This is a genomic window from Bradyrhizobium sp. Crot121 (assembly GCF_059512385.1).
The window spans coordinates 1-13093 of the sequence record NZ_JCAMOR010000084.1; the positions used below are offsets into that span (position 1 = coordinate 1).

Annotated in this window: 11 protein-coding genes; 5 read left to right on the forward strand and 6 right to left on the reverse strand. The window is 62.9% G+C overall.

What is annotated here, in order from left to right; genetic code table 11:
* Positions 1–179: 179 nt before the first annotated feature.
* Entirely contained in the window at positions 180–743 is a 564-nt protein-coding gene (locus AC5ZGW_RS38865) for a nitroreductase family protein (protein ID WP_130228200.1), read from the reverse strand.
* 95 nt (positions 744–838) lie between these two features.
* A complete protein-coding gene (thrS, locus tag AC5ZGW_RS38870) occupies positions 839–2884 on the reverse strand; it encodes a threonine--tRNA ligase (protein WP_130228201.1) in 2046 nt (681 codons plus the stop codon).
* 284 nt (positions 2885–3168) lie between these two features.
* On the opposite strand from thrS, the gene AC5ZGW_RS38875 reads away from it, so the two are divergent.
* The gene (locus tag AC5ZGW_RS38875; protein WP_130228202.1) at positions 3169–4338 is read left to right on the forward strand and encodes an MFS transporter; all 1170 of its coding nucleotides are present in this window, start codon (positions 3169–3171) and stop codon (positions 4336–4338) included.
* 107 nt (positions 4339–4445) lie between these two features.
* On the opposite strand, the gene AC5ZGW_RS38880 is transcribed toward AC5ZGW_RS38875, so the two are convergent.
* Entirely contained in the window at positions 4446–5741 is a 1296-nt protein-coding gene (locus tag AC5ZGW_RS38880) for an alpha/beta hydrolase (RefSeq protein WP_456644665.1), read from the reverse strand.
* A gap of 299 nt (positions 5742–6040) precedes the next feature.
* Here AC5ZGW_RS38880 and AC5ZGW_RS38885 point away from each other — a divergent pair, with 299 nt between their 5' ends.
* The 3 genes from AC5ZGW_RS38885 to AC5ZGW_RS38895 all read left to right on the forward strand — a co-directional run bounded on the left by AC5ZGW_RS38885 (position 6041) and on the right by AC5ZGW_RS38895 (position 10551).
* Positions 6041–7414: an APC family permease gene (locus AC5ZGW_RS38885; RefSeq protein WP_130228204.1), complete on the forward strand. Its 1374-nt coding sequence runs from the start codon at positions 6041–6043 to the stop codon at positions 7412–7414.
* A gap of 2 nt (positions 7415–7416) precedes the next feature.
* Positions 7417–8634, forward strand: coding sequence for a hypothetical protein (locus AC5ZGW_RS38890; RefSeq protein ID WP_130228205.1), 1218 nt, complete (start codon positions 7417–7419; stop codon positions 8632–8634).
* 150 nt (positions 8635–8784) lie between these two features.
* Complete coding sequence (locus AC5ZGW_RS38895; protein WP_130228206.1) at positions 8785–10551, forward strand: flavin-containing monooxygenase; 1767 nt, start codon at positions 8785–8787, stop codon at positions 10549–10551.
* A gap of 30 nt (positions 10552–10581) precedes the next feature.
* Here AC5ZGW_RS38895 and AC5ZGW_RS38900 read toward each other — a convergent pair whose 3' ends face one another.
* Together AC5ZGW_RS38900 and yidD are read right to left on the reverse strand one after the other, a co-directional pair.
* A complete protein-coding gene (locus AC5ZGW_RS38900; protein ID WP_165435402.1) occupies positions 10582–10749 on the reverse strand; it encodes a hypothetical protein in 168 nt (55 codons plus the stop codon).
* Between the two features lie 117 nt (positions 10750–10866).
* On the reverse strand, positions 10867–11211 hold the full coding sequence (gene yidD, locus AC5ZGW_RS38905; RefSeq protein ID WP_130228207.1) for a membrane protein insertion efficiency factor YidD: 345 nt from the start codon (positions 11209–11211) through the stop codon (positions 10867–10869).
* 245 nt (positions 11212–11456) lie between these two features.
* Here yidD and AC5ZGW_RS38910 point away from each other — a divergent pair, with 245 nt between their 5' ends.
* A complete protein-coding gene (locus AC5ZGW_RS38910; RefSeq protein WP_130228208.1) occupies positions 11457–12389 on the forward strand; it encodes a COG3904 family protein in 933 nt (310 codons plus the stop codon).
* A gap of 237 nt (positions 12390–12626) precedes the next feature.
* Here the strand turns inward: AC5ZGW_RS38910 and AC5ZGW_RS38915 are convergent, their stop codons facing one another.
* Positions 12627–13073, reverse strand: a complete 447-nt coding sequence (locus AC5ZGW_RS38915; protein WP_130228209.1) for an iron-sulfur cluster assembly scaffold protein — start codon at positions 13071–13073, stop codon at positions 12627–12629.
* Positions 13074–13093 lie beyond the last annotated feature (20 nt).

Below are 13093 nucleotides of genomic sequence, written 5' to 3' on the forward strand. Positions count from 1 at the left end.
GCAAAAGGCTGTGGACTTGAGGACAACGCTGCGCGTTGCCCTCAGGGTCCACAGCCTCAACAACAACAGACCTGAACTAAACGAGAATTGTGTTACCTATGTCGTCGGTCTGAACTGTTACCTATGTCGCCGGTTGCTCAGCGGCAGCGCCCATGGCGGATACAATTCGACTTCAAGCGCTAAAACCGCGTCACGATATCCGACAGCGCAGGACGCGGGCGGTCTTCGTTCGGCTTGGTCGGCTTGCCGATATGGATCAGCCCTGCGAGCTTCTCGTCGGGCTTCAAACCGAAACCATCGAGCACGTCGCGGTCGAAGACGAACCAGCCGGTGAGCCAGCAGGCGCCGTAGCCGAGCGCGGTCGCCGCGGTGAGGATGTTCATCGCGCTGGCGCCGGCGGAGAGTTCCTGCTCCCACGGCGGCACCTTCGGATGCGGCTTGGTGAAGCTGACGATGCCGATCACCAGCGGCGCATCGGTGAGCCGCCGCTTCTCAACCTCGATATCGGCCGTCGGCGCGCCCGGGTTCTTCTTGGCGAACACGCTCGCGATGACATCGCCGGCACGGTTGCGCGCCTCGCCTTCGAACACGATGAAGCGCCAGGGCGCGAGCTTACCGTGGTCCGGCACCCGCGCGCCGATCGTCAAGATGGTCTCGAGCTCGGTCGGCGAGGGGCCGGGGCCTGTCATTTCGCGCGGCTTCACCGAGCGGCGGGTCTTCAACAATTCAATGGCGTCGGGCACTGCTGCTTTCCTTAAACTGGCGGGTCGCGGACATTCTTGCCACGAGATAGGGGCGAACGCCCGCGACCGGAAGCGAGTTTAGACGGATTAAAGCATCAGGACAGCGATTTCGCCCGCTTGATGTCGGGCGCCGTCGCCTCGTCGACCAGTGCGGCGAGGGCGTCCGCAGTCGGCATCACCGTCTGGCCTTCGCTGCCGAACCGTCGCACCGAGACCGAATGGGTCTCGGCTTCCTTCTTGCCGACCACGAGCAGCGCCGGGATCTTTGCCAGCGAATGCTCGCGGACCTTGTAGTTGATCTTCTCGTTGCGCAGGTCGATCTCCACCCGCAGGCCAGCGCGGCGCGCCGCGGCCACCACCTGCTTGGCATATTCGTCGGCCTCGGAGGTGATGGTGGTGACGACCACCTGCACCGGCGCCAGCCAGAGCGGGAAATTGCCCGCATAGTGCTCGATCAGGATGCCGATGAAGCGCTCCATCGAGCCGCAGATCGCGCGGTGCACCATCACCGGCGCCTTCTTCGAGCCGTCATGGTCGATATAGAACGCGCCGAACCGCTCCGGCAGGTTGAAGTCGACCTGGGTCGTGCCGCACTGCCAGTCGCGGCCGATGGCGTCGCGCAGCACATATTCGAACTTCGGCCCGTAGAACGCGCCTTCGCCCGGATTGATCTCGGTCTTGATGCGGTTGCTGCCCTTGGCCTTGATCTCCGACAGCACGGTCGCCATCACGCGTTCGGCATGGTCCCACATCGCGTCGGTGCCGACGCGCTTTTCCGGCCTCGTCGAGAGCTTGACGGTGAGTTCGCCCTCGAAGCCGAAATCGCCGTAGGTCGAGAGGATCAGGTCGTTGATCTTCAGGCACTCGTCGGCGAGCTGCTCCTCGGTGCAGAACACATGCGCATCATCCTGCGTGAAGCCGCGCACGCGCATCAACCCGTGCATCGCGCCTGACGGTTCGTAGCGATGCACCACGCCAAATTCGGCAAGCCGCAAGGGGAGGTCGCGATAGCTCTTCAGACCATGCTTGAAGATCTGCACATGCCCCGGACAGTTCATCGGCTTCAGCGCGAACCAGCGCTTGTCCTCGGCCTCGTCGCCGGCGGACTGCGCCGCGAACATGTTCTCGCGGTACCAGTCCCAATGGCCCGAGGTCTCCCACAGCACCTTGTCGAGGATCTGCGGCGCGTTGACCTCCTGGTAGTCGCCGGCGAGGCGGCGGCGCATATAGGCGATCAACTGCTGGAAGATGGTCCAGCCCTTGGGGTGCCAGAACACCACGCCCGGGCCTTCCTCCTGGAAGTGGAACAGGTCGAGCTCGCGGCCGAGCTTGCGATGGTCGCGCTTCTCGGCTTCCTCGATCTGCTTGAGGTAGGCGTCGAGATCGTCCTGTTTCGCGAAGGCCGTGCCGTAGATGCGGGTCAGCATCGGATTGTTGGAATCGCCGCGCCAATAGGCGCCCGCGACCTTCATCAATTTGAAGGCGTTGCCGATCTTCCCCGTGGAGGTCATGTGCGGACCGCGGCAGAGATCGAACCAGTCTCCCTGGAAATAGATCTTGATCGGCTCGTCGCCGGGAATGGCGTCGACCAGCTCGACCTTGAACGCCTCGCCCTTGTCGCGGAACACCTCCTTGGTCTTCTCGCGCGACCACACTTCCTTGGTGAAGGGTTTGTCGCGCGCGATGATCTCGCGCATCTTCTTTTCGATGGCGGCAAAATCTTCCGGGGTGAACGGCTCGTTGCGGAAGAAGTCGTAATAGAAGCCGTTCTCGATCACGGGGCCGATCGTGACCTGCGTGCCCGGCCACAGCGACTGCACGGCTTCCGCCAGCACATGGGCGCAATCATGCCGGATCAGTTCCAGCGCGCGCGCGTCGTCACGCGAGATCAGCTCGATCTTGGCATCCTCGGTGATGGGATCTTTGAGGTCATACAGAACGCCATCCAGCGCCATCGCCACCGTGCGTTTGGCAAGCGAGGGCGAGATGCCCTGGGCGATATCGAGCCCGGTGGTGTTCCTGGGGAATTCGCGTTTAGCCCCGTCAGGGAAGGTGAGGGTGACTTTTTCCACGGGCTGGGCGGGCTTCAGGTTGCTGAGGCTGTACTGGAATCCGGACTCGGACTTGTGCTCGTCGGGCATGACATTCTCCTGTGGCTCACTCCTGCGAACGAGCGCAGGTAAGCTGAAGCAGCGATATAGCAGGCGATTGGGCCGACGCAATCCGGCAATATCAAGAAATCGGCGGGCAATCGGCCGGATTGTCGCGCTCGCGAGCGCTTCAATCGCTGGTATCGAGAGGTTTCGATGGCGCTCCGGCAACCGCCCCGCGAGTTCGTTCGCGAATGTGACCGATCGACGAACTTCATGGCCAGCGCTGACATCTGGCCTTTTCTTCTTCGCCCGCCTGGTTTACATGCATTTGCATGAAAAGGATGCCCGCCACGCGCCGTTTTGCGCCCACCTCCCTGATGCTGGGAAATATCGTCACCGGCTGCTCCGTGCTGGCGCCGGCGGGGATGCTTCCGGAACTGTCCGGTGCACTTGATATCTCGATCCACGCCGCGGGGCTCTTGATCACCTTCGGTGCGATGGTGTTGTGCATCGGCTCGCCGCTGACGGCATGGCTGACCAGCCGCATCGATCGCCGCACTTTGCTCGGCGTCACGCTCGCGGTGCTCACGGTCACCAATCTTGCCTCCGCCCTGGCGCCTGACTACGCGAGCCTTCTGGTCATTCGCCTCATCATGCTGGCGATCGGCGCGCTCTATACGCCGCAAGCGGCCGGCACCGGCGCGCTGATCGTACCGGTCGAGCGGCGCGGCTCGACCATCGCCTATATTTTCCTCGGCTGGTCGCTCGCGGCTGCTGTCGGGCTACCCCTGATCAACTTCATCGCAAGCCATTACGGCTTTCGCGTCGCTTATGGCGGCATCGCGCTGGTCGGCTGCGTCAGCTGCGCGCTGCTGTTGTGGCGATTGCCGCACGGATTGCTCGGCGCGCCCGTCGATCTGAAGACCTGGATCGAGCTCGGCCGCAACCGGATGGTGCTCGTGCTCCTGGCGATCACAACGCTGCACATGTCAGGCCAGTTCGTCATCTTCACCTTCATGGGGCCGCTGCTTGCAAGATTGACTGGGGCCGGCCCCAACGCCATCGGGCTCGTCTTCGGCCTTTACGGCGTCTGCGGCTTCATCGGCGTCATGATCGCAACCCGCATCGTCGATTCCTGGGGGCCGTATCGGACATCGGTGCTGTTCACCTCGCTGATGCTGACCGGCGTTGCCGGGTGGGCGCTGAGCGCGGGCATCTATGCGTTGATGGCCGCCTCGGTCGCGATCTGGGGGCTTGGCTTTGCCTCCACCAATTCGATGCAGCAGGTGCGGCTGGTTGCAGCGGCGCCGGCGCTTGCATCGGCCTCGGTCTCGCTCAACACCTCCGTGCTCTATATCGGGCAGGCGATCGGCTCCGCGATCGGCGGCGCGCTGTTCGCAAATGGCTGGCTGCACGGCGCAGGCTATGTGTCCGCGGCTTTCGTCGCGCTGGCACTTCTGACCATCTTGCTGACCAAGCCGCGCCACGCGGCGGCGGAGTGATGAACTTGAGCATGATCCGGAAAAGTGGAGACCGGTTTTCCGAAAAAGATCATGCTCAAACTAAAGAGCTAGAGCGGGATGACGATTCGAAGAAAAGTCATCACGCTCTAGCGACTCGCCGATGCCGGAGCGCTTGCGATCCGCGCAAGCGATGCGCCTCCCGCCATCTTCACCAGCACTTCTTTCACCGGGTGCTGCGTCCAGGCCAGCGTGACGTAATCGCGATGGGTGACGCCGTCGGGGGTCTGGACGAACGCGACGCTGCCGGGCTGCAACGGCCCGTCCATGCTCTCGCGGACGCGGATCCCCTTGTTCCTGAGCATCGTCATCAGTTCCTGATCATGCCGCTTGGTGTAGCGGGTATACGAACTCACGAAGAAACCGCTGCGGTTGTTCTCGATCCAGGAGGCGAACTTGTCGAGTTCGCCATAGACCGCATCCAGCAGCACCACGCCGCGCACGCGGCTGGTGGCGCCGCCGACCTCGAGGCTCCAGGCGGTCGGCAGGAAGCCGCCGCTATAGCCGACGATCACGACCGGCATGTTGGCGAAGGCAGCCGCCGATTTGGGATCGCCATAGAGGCGGGCGAGGTGGGAGGTGGATTCGTCGAGGAAACGTTTGAAGCCGCCGGGCTGCCAGAATTTTCCGGCGCTGGAATCGGCGGCATCGACCGCCATCTGCGGCGCCAGCAGCACCGCGTTGACGCCGGAGTCCGAGATCTGCTGCGGCACCAATTGGCGGTCGCGCACGTCGCGCTCGAGGGTTGCGCCATTGCCGTGGAAGAACACCACGATCACGCCCGGCTTACTGACGTCGAAATTCTCGGGCACGTGCATCAGGACGCGGCTGTCATTGTAGGTCTCGTCCTGCCAATAGACGCGGCCCGAATAGCTGCGATGGCCCTTGCGGCTGCCGTCCGTGACATTCAGGAACGGCGCATCCGAGCGCGGGTTGTTGCCGAAATAAGGGAAGGCGGAGGATTTCATGCTGACCAGCGTGGTCAGCTCTTCGCGCTCGCTCGGCTTCGGCAGATTGAGCGTGGGTGTCAGCGAAGCCGTCCGGACCGGCGCGGGACGCTGCGGCTGCGGCTCGGAGGCCGACGCCGACGCGGTGGCCTGGCGCTGCACGAGCCTTTCCTGCTCGGTCGGGAAGCGTTCCTTGAACGATGGTGCCGGGAAGCGATCCACAAACGTATCGCTCGCAACCGCGTGTGTGTTCGCCGCGAGCGCCGAGGCGCTGGGCGCTCTGCCGCATTGAGCCAGCACGGTCGCGAGCGGTAGAAGCAGCGAGGCGGTCGCGACCCAGCGCCACGGAGACCTCGGCCAGCGCGACCGCGCGGCCGGGGACATTGGCCGGTTCGCGCGATCACACTTCTGGAATGTTGGGTTCGCTGCCCCGATCATCCACCCGCTACCCCGAACTCCCGGCAAACGCCGAATCTGAGCGCACCGGTGTTTAGGTGACGTTAAGCTTCCGGAAAATTCCCCATCCGGAAGGTGCAAGAAGACCATCCAATCGTGTCGCGATTGTGGGTCGTCTCTCGTGTTTACGCAAAGGTCGGCCCTTTGAAGGCAACAATTGGGTATTATGATACCTAAATCTTGGCCGGAGTTAGGTGCTTGTTAACGTTGCTTGAATTGGCCGTTTTCCGCCTGCACGATGAGAATCGTCGAAGCGCGTAGCGCTGAAGGTACGGTCCGATATGGCGGCATCACACACGGGCAGCGCGACATGGTCCGGTTCGCTCCCCGGCAGCGGTTCGACCGTTTCGGTCCTCGTGGCCACGGCCATCGTGGTTGCCGACATGGTGGGCGTCGGCGTTTTCACCAGCCTCGGCTTTCAGGTCAAGGACATCCCGTCGGGCTTCTCGATCCTCCTGCTGTGGACCGTCGGTGGCATCGTCGCGCTGTGCGGCGTATTTTCCTACGGCGAACTCGGTGCGATGTTTCCGCGCTCGAGCGGCGAGTACAATTTCCTGAGCCGCGCCTATCATCCGGCGTTCGGATTCGTCGCCGGCTGGGTGTCGGCGACCGTGGGCTTCGCTGCGCCGGTCGCGCTCGCCGCCATGGCGTTCGGCGAATACGGCAAGTCGGTCTTGCCGGACGCGCCGCCGCTCGTGCTGGCGCTCGGCGTGGTGTGGCTGGTGTCGATCGTCCAACTCACCGGCGTCAAGCATTCCTCGACCTTCCAGCTGGTCGCGACCATCCTGAAGGTGGTGCTGATCGTCGGGTTTCTCGTCGCCGGATATTTGATCGCGACGCCGCAGCCGATCTCGTTCGCGCCGACCTCAGTCGATCTTTCCCATGTCGTCAGCGCACCGTTCGCGATCAGCCTGGTGTTCGTAATGTATTCGTTCTCCGGCTGGAACGCGGCGACCTACATCATCGGCGAGATGCACCTGCCGGAGCGCAACTTGCCGCGCGCGATGCTCTCGGGAACGTTGATCGTGCTCGTGCTCTATGTCGCCCTGAACGCGGTGTTCCTCCACACCGCGCCAATCGACCAGCTTGCCGGCCAGATCGACGTCGCCCGCATTTCCGGCAGCTATATCTTCGGCGAGCTCGGCGGCCGCATTGTCGGCGCGATGATCTGTGTCGGGCTGATCTCCTCGATCAGCGCGATGATGTGGATCGGTCCGCGCGTGATGATGACGATGGGCGAGGACATCCCGGCGCTGCGGATCTTCGCCCGCCACTCGGCCAGCGGCGCGCCGGCCTATGCGATTCTGTTCCAGCTTGCGGTGGCGACGCTGATGCTGTTCACGCGCAGCTTCGAGGCGGTGCTGGACTTCATCCAGTTCGCGTTGCTGTTCTGCTCGTTCTTCACGGTAGCAGGCGTGATCAAGCTGCGCATCACGCGCCCCGACCTGCCGAGGCCTTACCGCGCCTGGGGATACCCGGTCACGCCTGTGGTTTTCCTGCTCGTGACCGGTTTCATGATGTACTATCTGTTGACCGACCGTCCGCTGCAGTCGGCGCTTGGCACTTTGATCATGCTTTCCGGCCTTTTGATCTACGCCGTTTTCCGCAAAGGGGCGGCGCGCCCGGCGGCCGCCGGAGCTTCGGGTCGCGAATGAGGATGTTCTTGCCATTGAAAGCTGTCGCGCTCGCTTTCGCGATTCTGCTCGCGGCGATGCCGGCGCGTGCCGCCGACACGGCGACCGCAGACGATACCGCGCGCTTCCTTGCCGGGATGATGCCGTCAGCGGACTCTCCGCTGGTTCCGCTGACCAGGGATCCTGCCTGGCAACAGCATGCCCGATTCTTCGACCAGGCCTTTGCGCAGCTCGAGCAGCGCCAGCTGTCGAAGATCCGCGCCTGGGCGGAGACCAATCTCGCCGCCCCGCGGCCGACCATGTTCTACATGTTCTCCGGGCCCGACTTCATCTACGCCGACGCCTTCTATTCCGGCGCGACGACCTATGTGCTCAGCGCGCTTGAGCCGACCGGCTCGGTGCCGGACCTGACAAGACTGTCGCGTGGCGACGTCGGTGCCGCGCTCTACAGTGTCGAGCGCTCGCTATCGTCGGTCCTGAGCTTCTCCTTCTTCATCACCAAGAAGATGAAGGTCGACCTGCATGCGGGCGAGATCAGCGGCACCTTGCCGATCCTCTATGTGTTCCTGGCGCGCTCGGGCAAGACCATCCGGAGCGTCGCGCCGGTTGCGCTCGACGAGAACGGCAACGTCGGCACGGAAGGGGCAGGGAAGGGCGCGGTGCGCGGCGCGCGCATCACCTTCGCCGGCAATGATGGCGTCGAGCGCACGCTCTATTACTTCTCGACCGATCTCTCCAATTCAGGCGTCAAGGCGAGCGGCTTTTTGAAATTCTGCGAGACGCTTGCGCCCGGCAACAGCCTGATCAAGAGCGCCTCCTATCTCATGCACGCCGGCAATTTCACTGTTGTGCGCGACTTCATCCTCAAGAACAGTGCCACCATCATCCAGGACGATTCCGGGATTCCGCTCGTGTACTTCAACCACAGCCGCTGGCGCTTCTTCCCGTTCGGCCGCTATGCCGGCCCGATCGCCGAATTCCCGGGCCGCTACCAGGAATCCTACGCCGAGCTGTTCCACCGCGCGCAGCCGATCGATTTCGGCATCGGCTATCGCTGGCGCACGCACGAAACCAACCTGCTGCTTGCCGTGCAATTGCCGGGTGATGGCTTCGGCACCGCCGATGCGGTGGCTCAGGATGCGCCAGCCCCCAAACCGGCGCCGCCGCGTGCCAGGGCGCCCCGGCAGCCGGCGCCATTCTTCAGTTCGCAGCCCGGCGGTTTCTTCTGGTTTGGGCGCTAGAGTTCTCCTTCGTTTGACGCTCCGGACTCCAGTCGTGCTTCAACATCCAGTGAATATTGCGATCGTAACTCACACCGCGAGTCCTGCAATCGATCTGTAGCCGCGCCTCGTCAGGTTCGTGATCTGTCACCCAAGTTCCGAGGGATCGATATGATCGCTGCCGACGTCGACGAACGATTCAACAAATGGCTGGGCCTCTTTAACGCCGCTGCAGCGGCTGCGGACATCGATGCGCTGCTGATTCTGTTCCATCCGGACGCATTCTGGCGCGACCAGCTTGCGTTCACCTGGAACCTGCGCACCGCTGAAGGTCATGACGAAATCCGACAGATGTTGGATGCGTGCCTCGCGCGTACGGCACCGACGGCGTGGCGGCAAACGAGACCCGTGCGTGTCGAAGATAGCATCGTCGAAGCAATCGTCGAGTTCGAGACGACGGTCGCTCGCTGCAAAGCAGTCGTTCGCATGAGAGAGGGCAAGGTCTGGACCTTGCTCACGTCGATGACGGAGCTGAAAGGCTTCGAGGAAGCGCCGAGCTTCGACCATGTCAGCCATGGCCGAGACGCGCTTCAGGAAACCGGATTCGGCGATACCGCCGCTTCGGCGAAGCAGCCGTACTGCGTGATTGTTGGAGCCGGGCACTGCGGGCTTGGATTGGGCGTGCAGCTCCGAAAGCTGGGCGTACCTACGCTGATTATCGATCGCCGCGAGCGACCGTCCGATACCTGGCGAAATCGCCACGATTCGTTGTCGCTGCACTCTCCTTCATACTTTGATCAGATGCCGGGGTTCTCCTACCCCGACGGCTGGCCGCTGCATCCTTCGAAGGAACGCTTCGCCGATTGGCTGGATGCTTATCAGTCGGTGATGCAGGTCCACGTGATGACCGGGGCAGAGTGCGTAGGGGCCGACTACGATAATGCGCGCGGGAAATGGCGCCTACGGGTCAAACGCCGCGACAGCGCGATCGAGCTCAACCCGGAGCAGCTTGTGCTCGCCACCGGATTATTCGGGACTCCGAAGATCCCGGAGGTGCCCGGAAGGGAGCGGTTCAAGGGACCGCAACAACATGCAAGCTCGTATCGCAGCAACCCTCATCACAGGAACTGCCGGTGCGTCGTGGTGGGATCAGGCACCACAGCGCACGATATTGCTGCGGGTCTTTTCGCTGATGGCGCCGACGTCACGATGATTCAGCGCGGTCCGACCATCGTGATGAGGCTGGAGACGTTGCTCGAAGGATTTGCCAGGCTCTACGGCAGTGAGCCGAAGGCGCAGGGCATAACGATCGACCTTGCGGACCTGTTGTTCGCCGCGACGCCCTTGCGCGTCCTGGTGGGCATGCACCAGAAGCTGGTGAAGCACGTAAGGGAGAAGGACGCGGCGTTCTACCGGCGATTGGAGAGCGTCGGCTTTCGATTGAGCTTCGGTGAGGACGAGAGCGGCGTGTTTCCGCAGGTCCTGCGCGATCCCGGTGGCTACTACATCGATGTCGGTGCGTCAGAGCTGGTCGCGAACGGCAGCATAAAGCTGAGGAGTGGCGTTGGCATCGCGGCGCTTCGCCAAGAAAGCGTTGTTCTTAGCGACGGGAGCGAAATTCCCGCGGACATGATCTTCTACGCAACCGGCTACGAGCGCAGCTCGTTCGAATCCATCCTGACGCCGGAGACTGCAAGGAAGGTCGGCCCGCTGTGGGGCTTTGGTTCAGGCACCCGCCGCGATCCCAGCCCTTGGGAGGGTGAGCTGCGAAACATGTGGAAGCCCACGCGACAGAAAGGACTGTGGTTTCACAGTGCCGGAGTTGGGATGGGGCGGTTTTACTCGCGCATCCTCGCCCTGCAGATCAAAGCCCGGCAGGCCGGAATAGCAACACCCGTGTACGAAGGCGAAGCTGCCAAGGCGCTCGAGGCTGCGTGAGCCGCTCTAATTCACCCATGTCGCATTGCATCACCAGTGCACGCTCTGGCTCGGCACGATGAAGGCGCTGTTGTTAGCCATGTTCGGCTTGTGGGTGAAATAGAGGTAAGCGGAAACGATCAAAATGAGTAGTGCGATGATCGCCAGTAAATCTATCTGGCGGGGGTCATGACCGTGGCGGCTGATTTTCCAGCGCATTGTTGGTGTCCTCCCTGCGGACGCAAGAAGTCAATGCCGCACTGCCGCCACAGTTCCCGCACGCCAGCGATGCATGCATAACTTGAAAGCACCGGCGGAGAGGGCGATCTCTCTGGTCTACGGCGAGTTGACGCCGCGCCAGCGGCCGTAGCGCCAGGGCAGATACCATCGCGCGCCGGGCGGCGCCCGCTCCGGCACGTTGTCGATGCCCGATGTGCCGAAGGGATGACAGCGCAATAGGCGCGCCAGCGTCATCCAACCACCTGCCCACAAGCCGAAGCGCTCGATCGCCTCATCGCCATAGACTGAGCAGGTCGGCAGATGCCGACAGTTGTAGCCAACCAGTGGCGACAGCGTATGCCGGTAGATCCAGATCAGCGCGCGGCCGAGATTGCGCGGCAGCCGCTGGGCGGCGCTGGCACAGTCTGTGCATCGAAATTGATGTGATGTTCGATGTTCCATGGGCGTCATACCGCAAACTTATGTCGTCTTGCGCGGGTTCCCAAGCAAGGAACTTAGTTCTTGCAGATATTTACGCCACAGTTCGCAACTATTGCACCGCACGGGCGGCGCTGCAGCAAAGGTCCTATGGACGAGACAGGTCAGTACGGTTACCGTTTTGATAACGCTTCGATGACACCATCATGTCACGTTGCGATGGGGCCGCTGCCACTGCTCACCCATAGGGCCAGGGGGAAGGAACCAAATTGAGGCTCGTGACGTCGCTTCGTCTTCGCGGTCTGGCACTTCTCGGCGCCGCCGCCTTTTGCATCACACTGCCTGGCTCGGTCACGACGCTGGGCAATTCGGCCCGCGCTGGCGCCAGTCTGGAAGAACGCAAGACGCCGATGCGATTCAGTTGGGTGGCTTGCGAGCCCAACTGCAGGGGTTGGGTATCCGCCGTCGGCATCATCACCGCCGACAGCCCGCGCGACTTCGATGAGTTCGCCCGCGGCCGCCAGCTCGGCGGCGCCACCATCGTGCTCGATTCCAGCGGCGGCTCGGTCAACGACGCCATCACGCTCGGCCGCCGCTTCCGTGGCCTGGGCGCATTGACCACCGTCGGCACGACGGTCATCAACCAGACCTCAAAGGGCCAGCGCGCCGGCGTCAGGCCGGAAGCCTATTGCGAGTCGATGTGCGTGTTCCTGCTGTTATCAGGTACGACCCGTTACGTGCCCGAAAGCGCGCATGTCCGCGTTCATCAGATCTGGATGGGCGACCGCGCCGATGACGCGCGTGCCGCGAACTACACCGCGCAGGACATGATGATCGTGGAGCGCGATATCGGCCGGCTCGCGAAGTACACTTTCGACATGGGCGGCGCAGGCGACCTGTTGTCGCTGGCGCTGAGCGTTCCGCCCTGGGAAGAATTGCACGAGCTGTCGCGCGACGAGTTGCGGCTGACCAATCTCGTCACCACCGAAGAGGTCGCCGACGTGCTGCCGCCGCAGGATAATGCGGCCACCGTGCCGGTCGCGGATGCGAAAACCAAGCCGAACCAGGACCGTTTCGCCACCAGCGCGGCTGAGGGCGAGACGACGGCGCAGCCCGCGAAGTCGATATCAACCAAGACCGCGGAAGCGCTGGTTCCCACCGGCGGCTCCGCTACGCCGCCCCCGGCCCAGCCGGGGAAATGAACCTAAAGCCGTTGAGACGACGGTATCGGACGCGCCACGCCTCGCGATGCTGCTTGATGCGCCCTCTCCCTTGTGGGAGAGGGCTACTCCCGTGTCGGCAACTAACTCATTGGGGTGAGGGGTCTCTCTCCACGAACACCCTTGCCCGCGGAGGCAACCCCTCATCCGTCGCGCATTTCATGCGCGCTACCTTCTCCCACAAGGGGAGAAGGGAAGTAGTCCCTCAACCTTCCGCCCTTACGCCGGCTGCTTGGCCTTCGCCTCGATCTGACCGATGGCATCAACCACGGCATCAAATGTCAGCATGGTGGAGGCGTGGCGGGCCTTGTAGTCGCGCACCGGCTCGAGCAGGGCGATCTCGGCCCATTTGCCGTCTTCCGGGGGCTTGCCGTTTTCCTTGAGCATCTTGCGCACGGTCTCGCGCAATTCGCGCAGTTCATCGGCGGTCGAGCCCACGACATGCCTTGCCATGATCGAGGAGGAGGCCTGCCCCAGTGCGCAGGCTTTGACGTCATGGGCGAAGTCGGTGACGACGGGGCCGTCCATCTTGAGGTCGACCTTCACGGTCGAGCCGCAGAGTTTCGAATGCGCGGTGGCGCTGGCATCGGGGTCGGGAAGGCGTCCGAGGCGCGGAATATTCCCGGCCAGTTCGATGATCCGCTTGTTGTAGATGTCATTCAGCATGCGAATAGAGCTCGTGGGCA